The 21721-nt window shown below is 58.6% G+C and carries 19 protein-coding genes and 3 tRNA genes; all 22 read right to left on the bottom strand.

All coding sequences use genetic code 11. From position 1 onward, the window contains the following. Positions 1–15: 15 nt before the first annotated feature. Positions 16–1545: an NADH-quinone oxidoreductase subunit M gene (locus tag ACXAH0_RS03465; RefSeq protein WP_475189120.1), complete on the bottom strand. Its 1530-nt coding sequence runs from the start codon at positions 1543–1545 to the stop codon at positions 16–18. Further along, complete coding sequence (gene nuoL, locus ACXAH0_RS03460; protein WP_475182176.1) at positions 1545–3548, bottom strand: NADH-quinone oxidoreductase subunit L; 2004 nt, start codon at positions 3546–3548, stop codon at positions 1545–1547. The genes ACXAH0_RS03465 and nuoL overlap by 1 nt, the downstream gene beginning before the upstream one ends. Before the next feature lie 6 nt (positions 3549–3554). Then, complete coding sequence (nuoK, locus tag ACXAH0_RS03455; RefSeq protein WP_475182170.1) at positions 3555–3863, bottom strand: NADH-quinone oxidoreductase subunit NuoK; 309 nt, start codon at positions 3861–3863, stop codon at positions 3555–3557. A 99-nt stretch (positions 3864–3962) separates the two neighbouring features. Beyond that, positions 3963–4577: an NADH-quinone oxidoreductase subunit J gene (locus ACXAH0_RS03450; RefSeq protein ID WP_475182166.1), complete on the bottom strand. Its 615-nt coding sequence runs from the start codon at positions 4575–4577 to the stop codon at positions 3963–3965. Between the two features lie 97 nt (positions 4578–4674). Further along, a complete protein-coding gene (nuoI, locus tag ACXAH0_RS03445; RefSeq protein ID WP_475182161.1) occupies positions 4675–5163 on the bottom strand; it encodes an NADH-quinone oxidoreductase subunit NuoI in 489 nt (162 codons plus the stop codon). A 20-nt stretch (positions 5164–5183) separates the two neighbouring features. Continuing rightward, positions 5184–5420, bottom strand: coding sequence for a hypothetical protein (locus tag ACXAH0_RS03440; protein ID WP_475189118.1), 237 nt, complete (start codon positions 5418–5420; stop codon positions 5184–5186). Beyond that, positions 5417–6475, bottom strand: a complete 1059-nt coding sequence (nuoH, locus tag ACXAH0_RS03435) for an NADH-quinone oxidoreductase subunit NuoH (RefSeq protein WP_475189114.1) — start codon at positions 6473–6475, stop codon at positions 5417–5419. Before nuoH ends, ACXAH0_RS03440 begins: the two co-directional genes overlap by 4 nt. Before the next feature lie 16 nt (positions 6476–6491). Then, positions 6492–8555, bottom strand: a complete 2064-nt coding sequence (gene nuoG / locus ACXAH0_RS03430) for an NADH-quinone oxidoreductase subunit NuoG (RefSeq protein WP_475189111.1) — start codon at positions 8553–8555, stop codon at positions 6492–6494. Between the two features lie 26 nt (positions 8556–8581). Then, positions 8582–9883: an NADH-quinone oxidoreductase subunit NuoF gene (gene nuoF, locus ACXAH0_RS03425; RefSeq protein WP_475189109.1), complete on the bottom strand. Its 1302-nt coding sequence runs from the start codon at positions 9881–9883 to the stop codon at positions 8582–8584. 9 nt (positions 9884–9892) lie between these two features. Then, positions 9893–11272 carry an NADH-quinone oxidoreductase subunit NuoE gene (gene nuoE / locus ACXAH0_RS03420; RefSeq protein ID WP_475189108.1) on the bottom strand — a complete coding sequence of 460 codons (1380 nt, stop codon included), beginning with the start codon at positions 11270–11272 and terminating at the stop codon, positions 9893–9895. Between the two features lie 81 nt (positions 11273–11353). Continuing rightward, positions 11354–12538 carry an NADH-quinone oxidoreductase subunit D gene (locus tag ACXAH0_RS03415; protein WP_475182131.1) on the bottom strand — a complete coding sequence of 395 codons (1185 nt, stop codon included), beginning with the start codon at positions 12536–12538 and terminating at the stop codon, positions 11354–11356. Next, positions 12531–12962, bottom strand: a complete 432-nt coding sequence (locus ACXAH0_RS03410; protein WP_475189106.1) for a GFA family protein — start codon at positions 12960–12962, stop codon at positions 12531–12533. Before ACXAH0_RS03410 ends, ACXAH0_RS03415 begins: the two co-directional genes overlap by 8 nt. An 11-nt stretch (positions 12963–12973) precedes the next feature. Next, the gene (locus ACXAH0_RS03405) at positions 12974–13579 is read right to left on the bottom strand and encodes an NADH-quinone oxidoreductase subunit C (RefSeq protein WP_475182117.1); all 606 of its coding nucleotides are present in this window, start codon (positions 13577–13579) and stop codon (positions 12974–12976) included. Between the two features lie 87 nt (positions 13580–13666). Further along, the gene (locus ACXAH0_RS03400; RefSeq protein ID WP_475182111.1) at positions 13667–14245 is read right to left on the bottom strand and encodes a NuoB/complex I 20 kDa subunit family protein; all 579 of its coding nucleotides are present in this window, start codon (positions 14243–14245) and stop codon (positions 13667–13669) included. Then, on the bottom strand, positions 14236–14601 hold the full coding sequence (locus tag ACXAH0_RS03395; protein ID WP_475182108.1) for an NADH-quinone oxidoreductase subunit A: 366 nt from the start codon (positions 14599–14601) through the stop codon (positions 14236–14238). The genes ACXAH0_RS03400 and ACXAH0_RS03395 overlap by 10 nt, the downstream gene beginning before the upstream one ends. 540 nt (positions 14602–15141) lie before the next feature. Further along, a tRNA-Asp gene (locus ACXAH0_RS03390) sits at positions 15142–15218 on the bottom strand. Positions 15219–15269: 51 nt separating this feature from the next. Further along, a tRNA-Asp gene (locus ACXAH0_RS03385) sits at positions 15270–15346 on the bottom strand. Positions 15347–15714: 368 nt separating this feature from the next. Then, positions 15715–15790 (bottom strand) — tRNA-Val (locus ACXAH0_RS03380). A 210-nt stretch (positions 15791–16000) separates the two neighbouring features. Further along, positions 16001–16660, bottom strand: coding sequence for a hypothetical protein (locus ACXAH0_RS03375; protein WP_475182105.1), 660 nt, complete (start codon positions 16658–16660; stop codon positions 16001–16003). A gap of 351 nt (positions 16661–17011) precedes the next feature. Continuing rightward, positions 17012–17287, bottom strand: coding sequence for an HU family DNA-binding protein (locus ACXAH0_RS03370; protein WP_006934728.1), 276 nt, complete (start codon positions 17285–17287; stop codon positions 17012–17014). 187 nt (positions 17288–17474) lie between these two features. Next, positions 17475–19904, bottom strand: a complete 2430-nt coding sequence (gene lon, locus ACXAH0_RS03365; RefSeq protein WP_475182097.1) for an endopeptidase La — start codon at positions 19902–19904, stop codon at positions 17475–17477. 355 nt (positions 19905–20259) lie between these two features. Next, positions 20260–21525 (bottom strand): ATP-dependent Clp protease ATP-binding subunit ClpX, encoded by a 1266-nt coding sequence (clpX, locus tag ACXAH0_RS03360; protein ID WP_475182093.1) that lies wholly within the window; start codon positions 21523–21525, stop codon positions 20260–20262. Positions 21526–21721 lie beyond the last annotated feature (196 nt).

Here is a 21721-nt window from a genome sequence, read left to right as displayed (position 1 = left end):
CTCGTCCTTCAAACCTTACTGCGCCGCCGCAGCGGCGGCGGCTTGCTGGGAAGACGCCCCGGCCGCATCAAGCGCTGCAGTATACTGGGTGATGAGATGGTCCACCGACCCCTGGGTCACATCCAGGATCGCCATCGGATAGAAACCGAAAAAAATGGTCAGGACAATCATCGGGAACAGGATCACCTTTTCCCGCAGATCCAGATCCAGGATCGATTTCAGGCTTTCCTTTTCCATGGCCCCAAAAACGACCCGCCTGTAGAGGTACAGCGCATAGGCGGCCGACAGGATCACGCCGGTCGTGGCAAAAAACGCAACCCAGGTGTTCACCTGGAATGCCCCCATCAATGTCAGGATCTCCCCCACAAAACCGGACGTGCCCGGCAGGCCCACATTGGCCATGGTGAAGATCAGGAAGACCACCGCATATTTGGGCATCCGGTTGACGAGCCCCCCATAGGCCGCAATCTCGCGGGTATGCATGCGGTCATAAATCACGCCGACACACAGGAACAGCGCCGCCGAGACAATGCCATGGGACAGCATCTGGAAGATGCCGCCCTGCAGCCCCTGCTCGTTCATGGTGAAGATGCCCATGGTCACATAGCCCATATGGGCAACGGAGGAATAGGCAATCAGCTTCTTGATGTCCTCCTGGGCCAGCGCCACCAGGGAGGTATAGATAATTGCCACCACCGACAGGGTGAACACGAAAGGTGCGAACATGTCCGAGGCCAGCGGAAACATGGGCAGCGAAAAGCGCAGGAAGCCGTAGCCGCCCAGCTTCAGCAGAACGCCCGCCAGAATGACCGAGCCAGCAGTTGGCGCTTCCACGTGGGCATCCGCCAGCCAGGTGTGCAGCGGCCACATGGGCATTTTCACAGCAAAGGACGCAAAAAGGGCCAGCCATAGCCACGTTTGAATGCCAGCGGGAAACCCATACGCCATCAGCGCTTCAATATCGGTCGTGCCGGCGCTCCAGTACATGGTCATGATCGCGACCAGCATCAGCATCGACCCGAGCAGCGTGTAGAGGAAAAACTTGTAGGACGCATAGACCCGGCGCTTGCCGCCCCACACGCCGATGATCAGAAACATCGGGATCAGGCAGGCTTCGAAGAAAATGTAGAACACGAACAAGTCAAGCGCACAGAAGACACCGATCAGGAGCGTTTCCAGCACCAGAAACGCAATCATGTATTCCTTGACCCGTTTCTGGACACTCTCCCAAGAAGCAAGAACACAGAACGGCATCAGGAAGGTGCTCAGGATCACGAACAGGACCGAAATGCCGTCCACGCCCATCCGGTAGTTGATGTTCCCGCCGAGCCATTCACGGCTTTCGACAAACTGGAACCCCGGATTGTCGTAGTCAAAGCTGCCCCAGATGAACAGGGACAGGAGAAACGTGACGCCCGTGGTCACCAGGGCAACCATGCGAATGTTGCGTTTGCTGTCTTCATCCTCGCCGGGCACGAGCAGAATGAACAGCACCCCAAGCAGCGGCAAGAACGTGGTGAGCGACAGTATGGGCCAGTCAATCATCAGTGAGCACCCCCGCCGGTGCCTGCACCGGTGAACATGGACCATGTGATCAGCGCAGCCAGGCCGATCAGCATCGCAAAGGCATAGTGATAAAGATATCCGGTCTGCAGGCGCACGACCCAGGACGTGACATTCTGAACCCGCGCGGCAACGCCGTCCGGACCGAGGCCATCAATGATCGTGCCATCCCCCTTCTTCCAAAGAATCCGGCCCAGCCACATGGCCGGGCGCACAAACAGGAAATCGTAAAGCTCGTCGAAATACCACTTGTTGAGCAGAAACTTGTAGAGCCCCTGGTGGCGGTCGGCGAGCTTCTTCGGCAGCTCCGGAGAACGGATGTAAAAGAGATAGGCAACCAGGAAACCGAGCACCATCATCACGAAGGGCGACACCTTCACCCAGGCGGGCACATGGTGCATGTCATGCAGCACATGGTTGGTCTCGGAGGTGAACAGGGCCCCCTTCCAGAAGGCGTCATAGCCGTCCCCGTAAAAGGCGCCGCCAAAAACCATACCGGCCAGGACCGCCCCGATGGACAGGATGAACAGGGGGACCGTCATCACAAGCGGCGATTCATGGACGTGTTTCATGACATCAACCGGCGCGCGCGGCTTGCCATGGAAGGTCATGAAGGTGAGCCGCCAGGAATAGAACGAGGTCAGGGCCGCTGCGGCCACTGTCAACCAGAAGCCGTAGAGCGCTATCGGTCTGTCATGGTCGCCGCCCGCAGCCGCATAGGCGGCCTCAATGATCGCATCCTTGGATATGAATCCGGCAAAGCCGATGTGAATGAACGGAATGCCGACACCTGTCAGGGCCAGTGTGCCGATCATCATGGTCCAGTAGGTGACCGGAATATGTTTGCGCAGGCCGCCCATCTTGCGCATGTCCTGCTCATCGGACACCGCATGGATCACTGAGCCCGCGCACAGGAACAGCAGCGCCTTGAAGAAGGCATGGGTGAACAGGTGGAAAATGCCGATAGAATAGGCCCCCACCCCGAGCGCAACGAACATGTAGCCGAGCTGGGAACAGGTGGAATAGGCAATCACCCGCTTGATATCGTTCTGAACCAGACCGATTGTTGCTGCAAAAAAGGCCGTTGTCGCTCCGAAGAAGACGATCACGGCCAGCGCCGTATGGGACAATTCCATCAGCGGCGACAGGCGCGCGACCATGAAGACCCCAGCGGTCACCATGGTGGCAGCGTGAATGAGCGCGGAGACGGGTGTCGGCCCCTCCATCGCATCCGGCAGCCACGTGTGCAGCAGAAACTGCGCGGACTTGCCCATGGCTCCCATGAACAGCAGCAGGCAGATTACCGTCATCGCCATATGCGGATGCAGGTGAAAGCCGAGAAAGCTCATCACCGGTTCGGTGCCCTCTATGAAGGACGGCGCATCGTTGAAAATGGTCGTGAACTCAATGCTCTGGAACACGTAGAAGACGCCGAAGATCCCAAGCGCAAAGCCGAAATCCCCCACCCGGTTGACAACGAAGGCTTTCATGGCCGCCGCATTGGCAGACGGCTTCTTGTACCAGAACCCGATCAGGAGATAGGAGGCAAGGCCCACCCCTTCCCAGCCGAAGAACATCTGCAGGAGATTGTCTGCTGTCACCAGGCACAGCATGGCGAAGGTGAAGAGCGACAGATAGGCGAAAAAACGCGGGCGGTGCGGGTCATGGTGCATGTAACCAATGGAATAGACATGTACCAGCGCCGAGACGGTGGTCACAACAATGAGCATCACCGCCGTCAGGGTGTCCACCCGCAGCGCCCAGGAGACCTTCAAATCGCCCAGGGTTATCCAGCGGAACAGTTCCACGGTCTGGGCTTCCGAGCCGCCGAGCCAGAACCCGACAAACGTGATCCAGGACAAGAGGGCGGCCAGGATGACCAGGCCGCTGGTCACAAATTCGCTGGCCTTGTCGCCGATGGCGCGGCCGAATAGACCGGCGATCAGGAAGCCGATCAGCGGCAGGAACAGGATTGCAGAATACATCGGCCCCTACCCTTTCATCACGTTGACGTCTTCCACGGCGATAGAGCCGCGGTTCCGGTGGAAGACCACCAGAATGGCCAGCCCGATGGCCGCTTCGGCAGCCGCCACGGTCAGAACCAGCAAAGTGAAGATCTGCCCCATCAGATCGCCCATGAAAGAAGAAAAAGCGACGAAATTGATATTGACCGACAGCAGCAGCAGCTCAATCGACATCAGGATAACAATCACGTTTTTCCGGTTCAAAAAGATCCCAAAGATCCCGATCGTGAACAGGATGGCCGCGACCGAAAGATAGTGCGACAAACCGATTTCCATGGGCGCCTCGCCGTGCTCCCCTCGTTTACCCCTACCCGGCCCTGCACAGAGGAGTGTGCCTTGGCCCGGACTTTCCCGATATGACGCAAGCCTGCCGCGTCAAATTCCCTTGCCGGTTCCCACCTTCCGGACCTCAATTGCCGTCTCCCGGGATCTGGCAACCTGCTCCGAAATATTCTGGCGCTTGACGTTGGGCTTATGGCGCAGCGTCAGCACAATCGCGCCTATCATGGCCACCAGCAGCACAAGACCGGAAATCTGGAAGAAATAGATGTATTTCGTATAGAGGACCGAGCCGATGGCCTCGATATTGCTAACCTGCGCAAGATCCGGTGTCGGCTCTGCGGTATGCGCAACAAGCTCGGGCACCATCACCCAGGCCCCGAGCCCCATCAGCAGCTCGATCATCAAGATCAACCCGACAAGTCCGCCAATGGGCAGGTATTGCAGCAAGCCCTGACGCAGCTCGACAAAATCGACATCCAGCATCATCACGACAAACAGGAACAGGACCGCGACCGCGCCAACATAGACAACCACCAGCAACATCGCCAGATACTCGGCGCCCAGCAGAACGAACAGGCCAGCGCAATTCACAAAAGCCAGGATCAGGAAAAGGACGGATGTCACCGGGTTGCGGGCCGCGATCACCATGAACCCTGAGGCCAGCGTGACACCGGCAAACAGGTAGAAAAAAAGGGCTTTCAGGATCATATCAAAGACCTGCCTGTGGTGTGGCCTGATCGGGCCGGAATGTCGGTGCCCGGCCGGATTGCCGGGCTGAAGTGTCGGACCTGTTCACATAAAGCTCCTAACGGTAAGGAGCATCCATTTCAATGTTGCGGGCGATTTCGCGCTCCCAGCGGTCTCCGTTGGCGAGCAGCTTGTCCTTGTCATAGTAGAGTTCTTCCCGGGTCTCCGTTGCGAACTCGAAATTCGGCCCTTCCACAATCGCATCCACCGGGCAGGCTTCCTGACAGAAACCGCAATAGATGCACTTCACCATGTCGATGTCATAGCGGGTTGTGCGGCGGGTGCCGTCATTGCGGCGCGGCCCGGCTTCAATCGTGATCGCCTGGGCCGGGCAGATGGCTTCACAGAGTTTGCAGGCAATGCAGCGCTCTTCCCCGTTCGGATAGCGGCGCAAAGCATGTTCGCCCCGGAAGCGCGGGCTCACCGGACCTTTCTCGAACGGATAGTTGACCGTTGGCTTCGGCTTGAAGAAATACCGCATCGCCAGAAAGAATGCCGATACGAACTCCTGCAGAAACAGCGATCTGACGGCTTGACTAAGTCCCATCGCGTCTTGCCTTTCCTTCCTCAGCCAGCCAGCTGGCTGGCGGCCCAATACCCGACAACCGGACAGCCGATCATCGAAACTCCAAAAAACAGACCGCGCAAGAGCGTTCCGTATCGCGCAGACCGGCCTCCGTCTCCGCCGGCCTGCCTGTTTGCCGTCTCAGATGCCTGAAGCAACCCCTTCAGGATCTTGTAGTCCAGCCAGCCCACATAGAGGCCCACACACGCCCCGACCACCCCGGCAAGCGAGACGCTCATGCAGCGCCCGGCGCCCAGCCAGTGGCCATCAGCACAGCGGCAACAACAACGACCATGGCCAGCGACAGGGGCAGAAAAACTTTCCAGCCCAGGCGCATCAGCTGGTCATAGCGGTAGCGCGGCACCATGGCCTTGACCATGGCGAACATGAAAAAGCCAAGCAGACATTTTAGAATGAACCAGACAATGCCCGGCACCCAGGTAAACGGCGCGAAGTCGAACGGTGGCAACCATCCCCCCATGAAGAAGATGGTCATCAGCGCGCACATCAGGCAGATGGCGACATATTCGCCCAGCATGAACATCATGTAGGGGGTCGAGCCGTATTCCACCATGAAGCCGGCCACCAGCTCCGATTCCGCTTCCGCCAGATCGAAGGGCGGGCGGTTGGTTTCCGCCAAGGCTGAAACAAAGAACACCACGAACATGGGGAACAGCGGCAGCCAGTACCAGTTCAGGAAAGACAGCCAGGGCACTCCAAGCATAGTCGCCAGGCCGGTCTGCTGGGATTCTACAATGCCGGAGAGGTTCAATGTGCCCGCGCACAACAGCACGGTGACGATCACGAAGCCGATGGACACCTCATAGGACACCATCTGGGCGGCGGAGCGCAGGGCCGACAGGAACGGGTATTTCGAGTTGGACGCCCAACCGCCAATGATCACACCATAGACTTCCAGCGAGGACACCGCAAAAACAAACAGAACACCCACATTGATGTTGGCGATGACCCAGCCGTCGGCCACCGGGATCACCGACCAGGCCGCCAGCGCAAGAAGCACGGAAACCAGCGGCGCCAGCAGGAACAGGATCTTGTTCGCCCCGGACGGGATCACCGGTTCCTTCAGCACGAATTTCAAAAGGTCGGCAAAACTTTGCAGCAGCCCAAAGGGGCCGACCACATTCGGGCCGCGCCGGATCTGAACAGCCGCCCAGATCTTGCGGTCCGCATAAAGAACATAGGCGACGATCACCAGAAGCACGACCATCAGCAAAATGCTCTGGAAGGCCATCCAGAGGAACGGCCAGCCGTAGGTCGTCATGAACTCAGCCATTTCCTGTCCCCTACCCCTATTCGGCAGCTTCTGCTGTCCGCGTTTTGGCCAGCACCGAACATTCGGCCATCGTTTTGGAGGCCCGCGCAATCGGATTCGTCAGGTAAAAGTCCCTGATCACATTTGCAAATCCGGCCCCGTCCATTTTCGCTGGCGCTTTGGCAAGCTTTTCAATATCGGCGCTGTTGCCTGCTTCAATCGCATCAATTCCGGTCATGTGCGGATGGGCTTCAAACAGCTTGGCGCGCAGCTCGCCCAAGGAATCAAACGGCAAGGTCTGGCCAAGGCTTGCGGACAAGGCCCGCAGGATCGCCCAGTCTTCGCGTGCTTCGCCCGGCGGGAACGCCGCCCGGTCGGCCATCTGGACCCGGCCTTCCGTATTCACATAGAGCGCAGTTTTTTCCGTATAAGCCGCCCCCGGCAAAATCACATCGGCGCGGTGCGCGCCCCGATCCCCATGGGTGCCCTGATAAATGACAAAGGCCCCATCCGGGACCTCAACCTCATCAACCCCCAGAAGGAACAGCACATCAAGCGCGCCCGGCGCCAGCATGGCGGCAGTGTCCTTGCCGCCTTCACCCGGCACGAAGCCAAGATCCAGCGCGCCAACCTGGGCCGCTTCCGTGTGCAGGATGTTGAAACCGTTCCAGCCCTCCTTGATCACGCCGAGCGATTTGGCGGCAGCAGCCAGAGTAGCCAAAACCGCCGCCCCGTCCGGGCGATTCAAGGCGCCCTGCCCGATGATGAACATCGGCTTGTCCGCCTTGGCCGGCGCATGACCGGTAAACTGTTTCAGGCTGTCTGGACCGGCACCGAGATAGGTCACCGGATAGGTCAGATCCGCGTTTTCGCCGATCAGACCAATCTGCAGATCGCCCTGGGACCAGCGCTTGCGGATCCGGGCGTTCAGAACCGGAGCTTCCTGGCGCGGATTGGTGCCGATCAACATGATCGCATCCGCTTCTTCAATGCCTTCGATGGTGGAATTGAAGAGATAACTGGCCCGGCCATTCTTCGGATGCAGCGGAGAGCCCGGATACCGGCTGTCCAGATTGGCGCAGTCAAGCTTTTCCATCAGGCTCTTGAGCGCGAACATGTCTTCCACGCCAGCCAGCTGGCCTGCAAGCGCCCCAACGCGCTCTGCCGGTGCTGCCTTCACCTTTTCGGCAATAATCCCGAACGCCTCCGGCCAGGACACTGGCCGCAGCTTGCCGTCCTTGCGGGCATAAGGCCGGTCGAGCCGCTGGGTCTTCAGACCGTCCCAGATATAGCGGGACTTGTCGGAAATCCACTCCTCGTTGACCTCTTCATTCAGCCGCGGCATCACCCGCATGACTTCCTTGCCGCGTGTATCAACCCGTATCGCGCTGCCGACTGCGTCCATCACGTCGACGCTTTCGGTCTTTGTCAACTCCCACGGACGGGCATGGAACTCGTACGGCTTATGGGTGAGCGCGCCAACGGGGCACAGGTCCGCCGCATTGCCCTGCAATTCAGAGGACAGGGCCGCTTCCAGATAGGTGGTGATCTCGGCGTTTTCACCGCGCCCCACCAGTCCCATATCGGTGACACCGCACACTTCCGTGGTGAACCGGACGCAGCGGGTGCAATGGATGCAGCGGGTCATGATCGTTTTGATCAGGGGCCCGATATCCTTGTTCTCCACCGCACGCTTGTTTTCATAGAACCGGGACCCGTCCACCCCATAGGCCATGGCCTGATCCTGCAGGTCGCATTCTCCACCCTGGTCACAGATCGGGCAATCCAGCGGATGGTTGATGAGCAGGAACTCCATCACCCCTTCGCGGGCCTTCTTGACCATTTCGGACTTGGTCTCAACGACAGGAGGTTCCCCGTTCGGTCCGGGCCGCAAGTCCTTGACGCCCATAGCACAGGAGGCGGTCGGCTTGGGCGGCCCGCCCTTCACTTCAACGAGGCACATGCGGCAGTTGCCTGCAATCGACAGGCGGTCGTGATAGCAAAAGCGCGGCACCTCGGCGCCCACCTCTTCACAAGCCTGCAGCAGTGTATAGTCCGCAGGAACGTCCACTTCATTGCCGTCGATGATGAGCTTCGTCATCCGTTGCTCTCCAAATCCCGTTCCGCTTACTCAGCCGCCACCATCGCCGAAGACGATTTCGACTTGGCGACATAATCATCGATTCGCTGCTCGATGACCGGCCGGAAATTCTTGATCAAACCCTGGATCGGCCAGGCGGCCGCATCTCCGAGCGCGCAAATCGTGTGGCCTTCGACCTGTTTGGTGACTTTGAACAGCATGTCGATCTCCTCATAGGAGGATTCGCCCTTCACCATGCGCTCCATCACCCGCCACATCCAGCCAGTGCCTTCCCGGCAGGGCGTGCACTGGCCACAGCTTTCATGCTTGTAGAAATAGCTCAACCGGGCAATCGCCTTGATGATGTCGGTGGACTTATCCATCACAATCACCGCCGCTGTGCCAAGGCCGGAGCCCATTTCCCGCAGCGTGTCGAAATCCATCGGCGCGTCCTTGATCTCCTCACCGGTGCAGCACGGCACGGACGACCCGCCCGGGATCACCGCCAGCAGATTGTCCCAGCCACCACGGATGCCACCGCAATGCTTGTCGATCATTTCGGAGAACGGAACCCCGAGTTCCTCTTCAAAGGTCGCAGGCTGGTTCACATGGCCGGACACGCAGAAAAGCTTGGTGCCGGTATTGTTCGGCCGCCCCAGCGCGGAGAACCAGGCCGCTCCACGGCGCAGGATCGTCGGGGCAACGGCAATGGATTCCACGTTATTCACTGTGGTCGGGCAGCCATAGAGGCCGACATTTGCCGGGAATGGCGGCTTCAGGCGCGGCTGGCCCTTTTTGCCTTCCAGGCTTTCCAGAAGAGCGGTTTCCTCACCGCAAATATAGGCGCCCGCGCCGTGGTGGACATAAATGTCGAAATCGTAGCCGTTCTTGTTGTTCTTTCCGATCAGGCCCGCATCATAGGCCTGATCGATGGCGGCCTGCAGGCGCTCGCGCTCGCGGATGAACTCGCCGCGCACATAGATATAGGCCGCCACCGCGCCCATGGCGAAGCCCGCCACAAGGCAACCTTCCACAAGTGTGTGCGGATCGTGGCGCAGAATTTCCCGGTCCTTGCAAGTGCCCGGCTCCGATTCATCCGCATTGACGACCAGATAGGCGGGACGGCCGTCGCTTTCCTTGGGCATGAACGACCATTTCAGCCCGGTCGGAAAGCCTGCGCCGCCGCGCCCGCGCAGGCCGCTGTCCTTCATCTCCTGTATGATCCAGTCCCGGCCCTTGCCGAGCAGCGCTTTGGTATTGTCCCACTGGCCGCGCTTCTTCGCGCCTTCCAGACCCCAGTCATGCAGACCGTAGATATTGGTGAAGATCCGATCCTGATCCTTCAGCATCTCTTCCCCCTAGTCTTCGCTCTTGGAGGATGCCACGTCACCGGCCTCCACACGCTTGGAAAATTCGGTTGCTTCGCCGGAGGCCAGGATCTTCGCCTGCGCGATCCAGCCATCCCGCTCGATCCGGCCCTTGAATTTCAGCCGGCTATCCACCCAGGCCACTTCCGCCGGGCCCCAGCTGGCCACCTGGTCGAAATGATAAAAGCCGAGGCCGTGCAGCGTGGCTTCCAGCTTGGGGCCGACCCCTTTCAGCTTTTTCAGATCATCCGCCTTGCCGCCGCGCGGACCGTCCAGAACCTCGGGCGCCTTTTCGTCCACCGCAGGGGCAGACGCCTTGGCCGCAGCGGGTTTCTTGGCAGCCGGTTTCCTTGCCGCTGACTTCTTTGCCGCAGCCCTTTTCGAGGCAGGCTTTTCCGTCTCAGCTGGTGCGTCAGCCACCGTGTCCTGTCCTGTCTCCACCGGTTTGTGCGGCGCCTCAGAGGCCTTGGCCACAGACGCTGCAGGAGCTTCAGTCTTTGCGGCGGGCGCCGCCTTGGAGGCCGGGGCCGCGTCTTTCCCGGCCGCTGGCGCGGCTTCCTTGTTGGGGGCGCTCTGAGGGGCAGTAGCTGTCTTTTCCGACTTTTCGGCGAAGGCAGCCCTCACCTTGGCCACCGCGTCTTCAGCCGGGGTTGGCACGCCGCCAAAGTCGGCCCCGCCGGTGTTGATCGCAGCGCCGGCAAAATGGTGTGATGCCTTTTCCGCGCCGTCCACAATATGGGGCTCCGGCCCGGTGCCGTTTGTGTCATCGGCCATCTCAGTCAGGGTTGTCTGGCCGCCTTCGGCCATGGCGAAGCGGCGGCCATTTTGCGGGCCCGGTGTCACAGCGCGGCCTGCCGAAATGTCATCGATCAGCTTTTCAAAGCTTTCCGGGGTCAGATCCTCATACGTATCCTTGAAAATCTGGACCATCGGCGCATTCACGCAGGCGCCAAGGCATTCGACCTCTTCCCAGGAAAACAGGCCATCCTCGGAAATTTCGTGCATGTGCTTGGCGATCCGGGACTTGCAGATCCGGATCAGGTCTTCCGAGCCGCGCAACTGGCAGGGGGTCGTGCCGCAGACCTGAATATGGGCTTTTTTGCCCACAGGCTGCAGCTGGAACATGGTGTAGAAGGTCGCGACTTCCAGAACACGGATCTTGGGCATGTCCAGCAGGTCCGCGAGATAGCGGATGGCCGGTTCGCTGACCCAGCCGTCATTCTGCTCCTGGGCCCGCCATAGCAACGGGATCACCGCAGAAGCCTGCCGGCCCGCCGGATAGCGGTCGATCAGCTTTTTCGCCCAGGCAAGATTGGCCTCGGTGAAAACAAAGCTGTCTGGTTGTTCCGCGGCAAGCCGGCGAACTGCCATGGTGTTATCCCCGTTCTGTCACACTGACCGGAGCCGGACGGGCGGCTTCCAGGGTCGGAATTTGGCGGCACAGTTCCCTCATCAGCGGTCAACCTCGCCGAACACGATGTCCAAGGAGCCAAGCACGGCCGAGACATCGGCCAGCAGGTGCCCCTGGCACAGGAAGTCCATCGCCTGCAGATGGGCATATCCAGGTGCCTTGATCTTGCAGCGATAGGGTTTGTTCGTTCCATCGGCGACCAGATAGACCCCGAACTCGCCCTTGGGCGCTTCGACCGCCGCATACACTTCCCCGGCCGGAACGTGATAGCCTTCGGTATAAAGCTTGAAATGATGGATCAGCGCTTCCATTGAGCGCTTCATCTCACCACGTTTGGGCGGCACGATCTTGCCATCCACCGCCGAAATCGGCCCGGTTTCCACGGTTAGCTTTTCCAGGCACTGTTTCATGATCCGGACCGACTGGCGCATTTCCTCAACGCGGATCAGATATCGGTCATAACAATCGCCGTTCTTGCCGACGGGAATGTCAAATTCGAGCTCCGAATAACATTCATAAGGCTGGGATTTGCGCAGATCCCACGGCGCGCCAGAGCCGCGCACCATGACCCCGGAAAAGCCCCAGGCCCAGGCGTCTTCCAGATCGACAACGCCAATGTCGACATTGCGCTGCTTGAAGATACGATTGTCGGTCAAAAGGCCTTCAATATCGTCCAGTGTCTGCAGGAACGGGTCGCAGAAATCCCAGATATCGTCCAGCAGATCGCGCGGCAGATCCTGATGAACCCCGCCGGGACGCACATAGGCTGAGTGCATACGGGCGCCGCAGGCGCGCTCATAAAAGACCATCAGTTCTTCACGGGGCTCAAACCCCCATAGCGGCGGTGTCAAGGCCCCCACATCCATAGCCTGGGTGGTGACATTCAGCAGATGTGACAGGAGCCGGCCGATTTCCGAATAGAGCACCCGGATCAGCTGCCCCCGCTTGGGCACGGTGATGCCAAGAAGGCGCTCGACGGCCAGAGCATAGGCATGCTCCTGGTTCATCGGCGCCACATAGTCGAGACGGTCGAAATAGGGCACCGCCTGCAGATAGGTCTTCTGCTCGATCAGCTTTTCCGTGCCCCGGTGCAGCAAACCGATATGCGGATCAACCCGGGTCACAACCTCGCCGTCCAGTTCCAGCACGAGACGCAGAACGCCGTGGGCCGCCGGATGCTGGGGACCAAAATTGATGTTGAAATTGCGAACCTGAGCTTCAGCCATTTTGAGGCCCTTGTTGAGACGCAAAGAGCTCCATCACCTCAGCCCCGGTCAATTGCCTGGTCTTGTTGGAATAGGCGAAATTGCCGGGTTTTTCGTCAATGAAGATCTCCGTGGTGAAGTCGAACGCCCCCGGATCGTCAAACGCGCCAACGGCGACACCCGCATGGGAGCCATCCTTCATCTGCCAGAACAAGGTGCTGCCGCAGGTCTTGCAGAATTGCCGACCACCCCAGTCCGAGGATTCGAACGTGCCGAGCTGAGTGTCGTCTTCCACCTCGATGGCGCTGCAATTGACTTCCATGAACGCCCCGCCGCTCCAGCGGCGGCACATGGAACAATGGCACACGCCCATTTCCATCTTGTCGGGAACCGCGGTAAAGCGGACCGCACCGCACAGACATCCACCTGCCAGTTTCTCGCCCATCGCGCTGCTCCTCACGTTGCCGATGCTTTTTCATCGCCGGGCAGCACGTAGTCCGTGCCTTCCCAGGGCGAGAGGAAATCAAAGGAGCGCATTTCCTGGTTCAGGCGCACCGGTTCATAGACAACCCGCTTTTTTTCGTCGTCATAACGAACTTCCACAAACCCCGTGACCGGGAAATCCTTGCGCAGCGGATGGCCGTCAAATCCGTAATCGGTCAGCAGACGACGCAGATCCGGATGACCGGTAAACAGAATGCCATACATGTCATAGGCTTCCCGCTCGAACCATTCTGCCCCGGGGAACAGCGGTGTCAGCGAGGCCACCGGCGTGGTTTCATCCGTTTCCAGCTTCACCCGGATGCGCTGGTTCTGAACCGGCGACAGGAAGTGGTAGACCACATCGAAGCGTTTTTCCCGCTCCGGATAATCGACGCCGCAAATGTCCGTGAGATTGATGAACTTGCACGAGCTGTTGTCGCGAAGGAACCGGACCGTTTCCAGAATATCGGTCGCATTGACGGTCAGGGTCAGTTCGCCATAGGCCACTTTCCAGGAGACAAGAGAGCCACCCAGCCCAAGCTCGATATGCTCAGCGAGTTCCTTCAGCGTCTCATCCATCAGCCCGACCTCACTCCACAGGAGTTATTTTCTGGACGCAAAGGCGCCCGCCCTCTCCAAACCGGCCACCTTTCAGCGGCAGGTCCCCTATCGTTCAATCGTTCCTGTCCGCCGGATCTTCTTTTGCAGCAGCAAGATGCCGTAAAGCAGCGCTTCGGCCGTTGGCGGGCATCCGGGCACATAAATATCCACGGGCACAACCCGGTCACACCCGCGCACCACGGAATAGGAATAGTGGTAATACCCCCCGCCATTGGCGCAGGATCCCATGGAGATCACATAGCGTGGCTCCGGCATCTGGTCATAGACCTTGCGCAAGGCCGGGGCCATTTTGTTGGTCAGCGTTCCCGCCACAATCATCACGTCGGACTGGCGGGGGGATGCGCGCGGGGCAAAGCCGAACCGTTCGGCATCATAACGCGGCATCGACACCTGCATCATCTCTACGGCGCAGCAGGCCAAGCCAAAGGTCATCCACATGAGCGAGCCGGTCCGCGCCCACTGGATCAGGTTGTCCGTGGACGTGACGAGAAAACCCTTGTCGGCAAGCTCGTTGTTCACGTCCATGAAAAACGCGTCATCTTCTCCGGCAGGTCTGCCGGTCTTCGGATCAAGAATGCCCTTGGGCTGAGGAGCAACAAGCGGCTCTGTGGTGGTTAATCCCATTCCAGCGCTCCCTTCTTCCACTCATAAATAAAGCCGACGGTCAAAACGCCCAGGAAAACCATCATGGACCAGAAGCCGTACCAGCCGAGTTCCCCAAAGACAGCCGACCAGGGAAACAGAAAGGCTACTTCCAGATCGAAAATGATGAACAGGATTGCGACAAGATAAAACCGGACGTCGAACTTCATGCGCGCGTCATCAAAGGCGTTGAAACCGCACTCATATGCTGAAAGTTTTTCCGGATCCGGGTTCTTGTAGGCCAGCAGGAACGGGGAAATCAGCAGCGCGAGGCCTATTACCAACGCAATGCCAACGAACACCACAATCGGGACATATTCCCGCAAGAGTTCTTCCATGTCTTTCGCGTCCTTGCATTTGCAGGGCGGACCAGAACACGATCCGGAGCCAGGACCCCTTGCCCGCATCCCTCTAAAATCCGGAAGAGTGCGTACAGCCCGTCGGCCATCTTAACCAACATGCGTCCGCACGCTTAACTTACCGTTTGGTGCAACGCAAGACCCTACCATGGTCAAACACTTGTCACACTTGATCAAAATGACCAATGATCCCTTACGTTTTCTGCAGTTGTGTGCCCCGTTGAAAACTTTGCAAGACTTCGGGCGCATATGCCGCACTTGCGCAAAATGACCAACCTGCTCCGTGAAACGGACTTTGGCGGATTCCCCGACGTTCCCGAGCCGGTCCGCACCGGCGCATCGGCGGCGTGACTGCAGGATTGCAAGGGAGAAAGCAGCTCTTGAGGCGCTAAAGGAGCAGGCACAAAGCTTCGGGGCTGACCGTAAAGCCACACAGGCCGGGAAATCGCACCAAGGCACGTCTTACATCTTGGGAAATGGGCAGGCCGTACGACGGACAGCCTTCAAGAAAACCGTGAGTGGCGCGAGTGACGGGGCTCGAACCCGCGACCTCCGGCGTGACAGGCCGGCACTCTAACCAACTGAGCTACACCCGCACATTCACGGTTTTTGCGCCCTCCCCAACCGGATCTCGATCCGACAAGGAGTGGCGCGAGTGACGGGGCTCGAACCCGCGACCTCCGGCGTGACAGGCCGGCACTCTAACCAACTGAGCTACACCCGCTTCGTCCGGCAACGCTCTGTCGCCGTGAAGTGGCGCTGATGTACGGCGGCTGGATGGGGAAGTCAAGCGCCCAAGCCTGTCAAATATGTCGTTTTTTTAAAAGCCAGCCAAAAGCGCGGCCCACCGCCCTCCTGCCCCTCGCAATCATTGTGGATAATTTGTCCGTTCCCCATGTGTGTTCCTTGTGAAAAGAAGGTAGGAGAACCGTGATTTAGCAAATAGGTTCAGATGATTAGTCTCGTTCGTGGCAAAACGCTGCCCGCCTCAACATGCTCAGACAGACGGACCAGGCATTCTAAATCAAAAACGCACGCAACGGAATTCCCGGACGGTCATCCGATCAAGATATCATGAAAAAGGAGAGGGAATGGTGGGCGATGAGAGACTCGAACTCCCGACATCTTCGGTGTAAACGAAGCGCTCTACCAACTGAGCTAATCGCCCTCAACGAGGTGAGACGCCTTTTAGGGGCTCTGGAGACGCTTGGCAAGAGTAAAACGCGTCCGTCCGCCCATCACGCACCTGCCTGTGGATGACGGGTCTCCACGCCGCGTTTTGGAGCCCGTCCCGCTTGGACGGTCTCACGGGCTGGCGTCCTGACCATTTTCACCTCAGACCGGGGCGCCCAACGAGTTTGCGCTTGCAACGGCCGCATCACCACCTGAGCCCATAGGCAAAATTCAGCATGTTGATCAGTCCGCCGCGCGGGTCATCCTCCGCCAGCCCCTTGGCCTGGAAGAAGCGGACAAGCCGGTCAATGCCCGCCTGATCGTCCGGGCCTCTGGGCGGCATCTGGCCCATGAGCTTGGCGGCAATCAGCCAGGAGAGTTTGCGCCCATAGCGGGCCTGATTGGCGTAGAAATCCGGGTTGCTGGCCGCCTTTTCAAAGAGCCGCCCCCAGGCCTGATTCACCTGATCGTTGATTGCCTCGATCCGGATCAGCCCCGCCCCGCCCGGGCTGCGCGCCCGGTTCAAGAGGTGGTCAATATTGTAGCCGGCCAGGTCGGCTGGTGTGGCGCTGACCTGATAAACCTGCCGGACGAAGCCGAGCCAGGCATTGCGATAGCCGGAATAGCCCGCCCGCACCCAGACGCTTGCATTGGTATCTGGATTGCCGTCACGGCGCACAATCACCGCATTGCGCAAGCTTCTGCGGCCCGATTGGCCGGTTTCCACCTCAAGATCCAGATCATCCAAAAACGCATGGCGTTGCAGCTCTTCAATCGTCTCGACCTGCACCTGTTGAAAGGGATCATTTTTCCAGGCGACAAAGAGTGCGTTCTGGCGGTTGCGGATAATGGTTTGCAACGACATGGGGTCTCGCGTCTCCAAAAGGATAAAAGAAACACCCCATTCTAAGGGCAACTATGTCCCGGGAAAGACTGCAAACACTTTTGAATAACTCTCGCAATCGCTCCAGAGCGCGGCACGGTCACCGGGCACCAGACCGGTTTGTCGTCTCTTGCGCTGAGATCTTTGAGTTCAGGCTGCAAAAACTGAACCGGGAGAATGCGCTGTGCTCCAGACTATGACGGCAAGCCATGCCCCATGCGCACCGGTGTAATCACGCGGTTCCGCCCCCCGCTGAAGCTCAAAACAAGAAAACCCCGCTTCTGCCAGTGCAGAAACGGGGTTTTCGAGACAAATTGTCCCGAACGCGTGAGCTTAGGCGTTCACAGCGTCCTTCAGGCCTTTGCCAGCCTTGAATTTCGGCGTCTTAGAAGCCGGGATCTGGATCGTTTCGCCAGTCCGCGGGTTCCGGCCTTCGGTGGCTGCACGCTCAGAGACCGTGAAGTTCCCAAAACCGATGATGCGGACTTCGTCACCGCTTTTCAGCGTTTGCGTGACTGCATCAAAAGTTGCGTCAACTGCTTCGCCTGCCTGCGCTTTGGTGAGGCCAGTCTTTTCTGCAACAGCTGCGATCAGATCGTTCTTATTCATAGCAGATACCTTTCTAAGAAACGGCAGAGTGCCGACGATTCCTGTCAGCGCCGTTGCGCGAAATTCGTGCGAATTGACATGAAACGCAAGTGGTTTTTTCGCAGAAAACCGCCATTTTGACCGATTATTCAAAAGAAAAGCCCCGGAAGGTCCGGGGCTTTGGTTTTTATCGGGCAAAAAAGGGTCCTCAGTGCGCCAGAAGTCCGGACTTGTCCTTTTCCGACTCACCCGCCTTGGCTGCAGCCTCAGCAGCGCTTTCGTCCCATTCGATCCGCTCCGGCAAACGCACGAGCGCGTTTTTCAGGACGTCTTCCATCCCGGTCACCGGCACAATTTCCAGCGAGTTCTTCACCGAATCCGGAATATCCGCCAGATCCTTGGCATTGTCTTCCGGGATCATCACCAGCTTGATGCCGCCGCGCAGCGCCGCCAGAAGTTTCTCCTTCAAGCCGCCAATCGGAAGCACCCGACCGCGCAGGGTGATTTCTCCCGTCATCGCCACATCCCGGCGAACCGGAATGCCGGTCATGGTCGAGATCACGGCCGTTGCCATGCCGATCCCCGCGGACGGGCCATCTTTCGGGGTCGCCCCTTCCGGAACGTGGACGTGGATATCGGTCTTGTCGAATTTCGGCGGTTCAATGCCGAAATCAACAGCCCGCGAGCGCACATAGGAAGCGGCTGCGGAGATCGATTCCTTCATCACGTCCTTCAGGTTGCCCGTCACGGTCATCTTGCCCTTGCCCGGCATCATCACGCCTTCAATGGTCAGCAACTCGCCGCCCACTTCCGTCCAGGCCAGACCGGTGACAACGCCGACCTGGTCTTCCAGCTCGGCTTCGCCGTAGCGGTAGCGCGGAACCCCGAGATAGTCTTCGACCACTTCAGGCGTCACCGTGATGCTTTCCTTGTCGCTCATGAGGATTTCCTTGACCGCTTTCCGGGCCAGGGTCGCCATTTCACGTTCAAGGTTCCGCACACCGGCTTCACGGGTGTAACGGCGCACGACGAATTGCAGGGCATCATCCTCGATCTTGAATTCACCGTCCCGCAGACCGTGGTCCTTTTCAGCCTTCGGAATGAGGTGACGGCGGCAAATCTCCACCTTTTCCTCTTCCGTGTAGCCAGCAATGCGGATCACTTCCATACGATCCATCAGGGGGCCTGGAATGTTCAGCGTATTGGCGGTCGTCACGAACATAACATCGGAAAGATCGTATTCGACCTCCAGATAATGGTCCATGAACGAGGAATTCTGTTCCGGATCCAGCACTTCCAGAAGCGCCGAGGACGGATCCCCACGGAAGTCCATGCCCATCTTGTCGATTTCATCGAGCAGGAAGAGCGGGTTTGACTTCTTTGCCTTCTTCATCGACTGGATGACCTTGCCCGGCATGGAGCCGATATAGGTCCGCCGGTGACCGCGGATCTCCGCTTCGTCACGCACGCCGCCCAGGGACATGCGCACGAATTCACGCCCCGTTGCCTTGGCGATTGACTTGCCCAGCGAGGTCTTGCCGACACCCGGAGGACCGACGAGGCACAGGATCGGTCCGCGCAGCTTGTTCGCCCGGCTCTGGACCGCCAGATACTCCACGATCCGCTCCTTGACCTTTTCCAGGCCATAGTGATCCGTGTCGAGCACCTTTTCCGCCAGGGCCAGATCATGCTTGACCTTGGACTTCTTGCTCCATGGGATACCGATCAGCCAGTCCAGGTAGTTGCGCACGACGGTGGCTTCCGCCGACATCGGGCTCATCTGCTTGAGCTTTTTGACCTCCGCAGCCGCCCGTTCCCGCGCTTCCTTGGTCAGCTTGGTCTTCTTGATCTTTTCCTCAAGTTCGGCCAGCTCGTCGCGGCCGTCCTCGCTGTCACCCAGCTCCTTCTGAATCGCCTTCATCTGCTCATTCAGATAATATTCACGCTGGGTCTTCTCCATCTGGCGCTTCACGCGCGAGCGGATGCGCTTTTCCACCTGCAGGACGGAGATCTCACTCTCCATCATGCCAAGCACACGCTCCAGGCGCTCGGCCACGGAGACAACGCCGAGGATTTCCTGCTTTTCCGGAATCTTGATCGCCAGATGCGACGCAATCGTGTCGGCCAGCTTGGAATAATCGTCAATCTGGTTGACCGCGCCCAGAACCTCGGGAGAAACCTTCTTGTTCAGTTTCACATAGTTCTCGAACTCGGAAACGACGGAGCGGGCCAGAGCCTCCACTTCGATATTCTCGCCATCGCGCTCGGGCAGAACGGTTGCAGACGCCTCGAAATAGTCAGTCCGGTCGGAATACTGGCCGATCTGCGCCCGTGCGCCGCCTTCCACCAACACCTTCACGGTGTTGTCCGGCAGTTTCAAAAGCTGAAGAACCGTTGCCAGCGTGCCCACATTGTAGATCTGGTCCGGATTGGGATCGTCATCAGCCGCATTCATCTGGGTGGCCAGAAGAATGTGCTTGTCGGTGGTCATCACCTCTTCCAGCGCCTTGATCGACTTTTCGCGGCCAACAAACAGCGGCACGATCATGTGGGGGAAGACGACGATGTCGCGCAAGGGCAGAACGGGATAGACAGCGGTGCTGTCCGGATCAGTGGCGCGGATTTCTGCGTCGCTCATTTTTTATCCTTTCTCAGCGTGTTCCAGCCCCATTGACAAAAAGCAACCGGAACACTGGGAAACGGCTTCCGGGCCTCACCCGACTGGCCGAACCGCAGCACCCCGGCCGGGCGCGCTTGCAGTCCGCACAAGCCATTCTTTAGGTCTATTAGGTGGACACCTCACCTGCCCCTGTCAAGGCGGGCGTTCCGGTCATTCAGGTCTATCTGTTGACGACTCACACGGCCGGTGGAAAACCGCAGGGCGGTTTCACATCCCCCTTCAAAAAACAAAATGCCGCTCTTCAAGAGCGGCATTTATTCACTTCTTTTCAAAAGTGCAAGGCCCAGCCCTGAGACAGCTCAGGGCGAAGACATCAGGCACTGGTCGCAGAGCTTTCCTCACGGTCCTCATAGATATAGAGGGGCCGTGCTTCGCCTTTGACCACTTCCGGTGAAATCACCACTTCCTTGACGCCCTTCAGACCCGGCAACTCGTACATTGTGTCGAGCAGGATCGATTCCAGAATGGAACGGAGGCCGCGGGCCCCGGTCTTGCGTTCAATCGCCTTGCGGGCAATCGCTTTAAGCGCTTCATCGTGGAAGGACAGTTCCACCTGTTCCATCTCAAAGAGACGCTGATACTGCTTGACCAGAGCGTTTTTCGGCTCGGTCAGGATCGTGACAAGCGCATCTTCGTCAAGGTCTTCCAGGGTCGCGATGACCGGCAGACGGCCGACAAACTCCGGGATCAGGCCGAACTTCAGCAGATCTTCCGGTTCCAGCTCTGCGAACAGCTCGCCCACCCGCCGGTCTTCCGGTGCCTCGACGCGGGCCTGGAAGCCAATGGAGGTCTGGGTGCCCCGGTCGGAGATGATCTTGTCGAGACCAGCAAAGGCGCCGCCGCAGATGAACAGGATGTTGGTCGTGTCCACCTGCAGGAATTCCTGCTGCGGATGCTTACGCCCGCCCTGGGGCGGAACGGAAGCGACGGTGCCTTCCATGATTTTCAAAAGGGCCTGCTGCACGCCCTCCCCGGACACGTCCCGTGTAATCGACGGATTGTCGGCCTTGCGGCTGATCTTGTCGACCTCATCGATATAGACAATACCGCGTTGCGCGCGCTCGACATTGTAATCGGCGGACTGGAGCAGCTTCAGGATGATGTTCTCGACATCTTCCCCGACATAGCCAGCTTCCGTCAGCGTGGTCGCATCGGCCATGGTGAAAGGCACATCCAGAATGCGCGCCAGAGTTTGCGCCAGAAGTGTCTTGCCGCACCCGGTTGGCCCAACCAGAAGAATGTTGGATTTCGCCAGTTCCACGTCGTTGTTCTTCGACGCGTGATTGAGGCGTTTGTAGTGGTTGTGAACGGCGACCGACAGAACCTTTTTCGCACTGCCCTGACCGATGACATAGTCATCGAGCACATCGCGAATTTCCTGAGGGGTCGGGATTCCGTCCCGCGACTTCACCAGCGAAGACTTGTTTTCCTCGCGGATGATATCCATGCACAGCTCGACACATTCATCGCAAATGAAAACAGTCGGGCCGGCGATCAGCTTGCGAACCTCGTGCTGGCTCTTGCCGCAGAAGGAGCAGTAAAGCGTATTCTTAGAATCGCTGCCGCTGGCCTTGGTCATGTAGTCAACCTCGCGTTTATGGGGCCTTTCCCCTTATCTTTCCAGGTGAGGCTAAAATATGGCCTTCCCGGTCTAGAGGCCGCGCGGATCTGCGCCACCCCACAATATAATGTCATCATGCTTCACCATTAAAAATCAATATAGGTTTAAGGTGAAGAGGAAAACCCGGTTTCAATGGGGGAATAACCGGTCTTTT

The organism is Roseibium sp. AWQ4_290, assembly GCF_056160985.1.
The sequence above is the reverse complement of the archived record's forward strand: the minus strand, read 5'-3'. Positions and strand labels throughout refer to the sequence as shown.

Coding starts and splice junctions, on each gene's coding strand:
- nuoL (WP_475182176.1), bottom strand. CDS start 3,548: ATGTATTCTGCAATCCTGTTCCTGCCGCTGATCGGCTTCCTGATCGCC.
- clpX (WP_475182093.1), bottom strand. CDS start 21,525: ATGACCAAGGCCAGCGGCAGCGATTCTAAGAATACGCTTTACTGCTCC.
- ACXAH0_RS03405 (WP_475182117.1), bottom strand. CDS start 13,579: ATGGATGAGACGCTGAAGGAACTCGCTGAGCATATCGAGCTTGGGCTG.
- nuoK (WP_475182170.1), bottom strand. CDS start 3,863: ATGGAAATCGGTTTGTCGCACTATCTTTCGGTCGCGGCCATCCTGTTC.
- ACXAH0_RS03440 (WP_475189118.1), bottom strand. CDS start 5,420: ATGAGCGTCTCGCTTGCCGGGGTGGTCGGGGCGTGTGTGGGCCTCTAT.
- nuoF (WP_475189109.1), bottom strand. CDS start 9,883: ATGCTGAAGGATCAGGATCGGATCTTCACCAATATCTACGGTCTGCAT.
- ACXAH0_RS03415 (WP_475182131.1), bottom strand. CDS start 12,538: ATGGCTGAAGCTCAGGTTCGCAATTTCAACATCAATTTTGGTCCCCAG.
- nuoH (WP_475189114.1), bottom strand. CDS start 6,475: ATGGCTGAGTTCATGACGACCTACGGCTGGCCGTTCCTCTGGATGGCC.
- ACXAH0_RS03400 (WP_475182111.1), bottom strand. CDS start 14,245: ATGGGATTAACCACCACAGAGCCGCTTGTTGCTCCTCAGCCCAAGGGC.
- ACXAH0_RS03375 (WP_475182105.1), bottom strand. CDS start 16,660: ATGTCGTTGCAAACCATTATCCGCAACCGCCAGAACGCACTCTTTGTC.
- nuoG (WP_475189111.1), bottom strand. CDS start 8,555: ATGACGAAGCTCATCATCGACGGCAATGAAGTGGACGTTCCTGCGGAC.
- ACXAH0_RS03450 (WP_475182166.1), bottom strand. CDS start 4,577: ATGATCCTGAAAGCCCTTTTTTTCTACCTGTTTGCCGGTGTCACGCTG.
- lon (WP_475182097.1), bottom strand. CDS start 19,904: ATGAGCGACGCAGAAATCCGCGCCACTGATCCGGACAGCACCGCTGTC.
- nuoI (WP_475182161.1), bottom strand. CDS start 5,163: ATGGGACTTAGTCAAGCCGTCAGATCGCTGTTTCTGCAGGAGTTCGTA.
- nuoE (WP_475189108.1), bottom strand. CDS start 11,272: ATGGCAGTTCGCCGGCTTGCCGCGGAACAACCAGACAGCTTTGTTTTC.
- ACXAH0_RS03410 (WP_475189106.1), bottom strand. CDS start 12,962: ATGGGCGAGAAACTGGCAGGTGGATGTCTGTGCGGTGCGGTCCGCTTT.
- ACXAH0_RS03465 (WP_475189120.1), bottom strand. CDS start 1,545: ATGATTGACTGGCCCATACTGTCGCTCACCACGTTCTTGCCGCTGCTT.
- ACXAH0_RS03370 (WP_006934728.1), bottom strand. CDS start 17,287: ATGAATAAGAACGATCTGATCGCAGCTGTTGCAGAAAAGACTGGCCTC.
- ACXAH0_RS03395 (WP_475182108.1), bottom strand. CDS start 14,601: ATGGAAGAACTCTTGCGGGAATATGTCCCGATTGTGGTGTTCGTTGGC.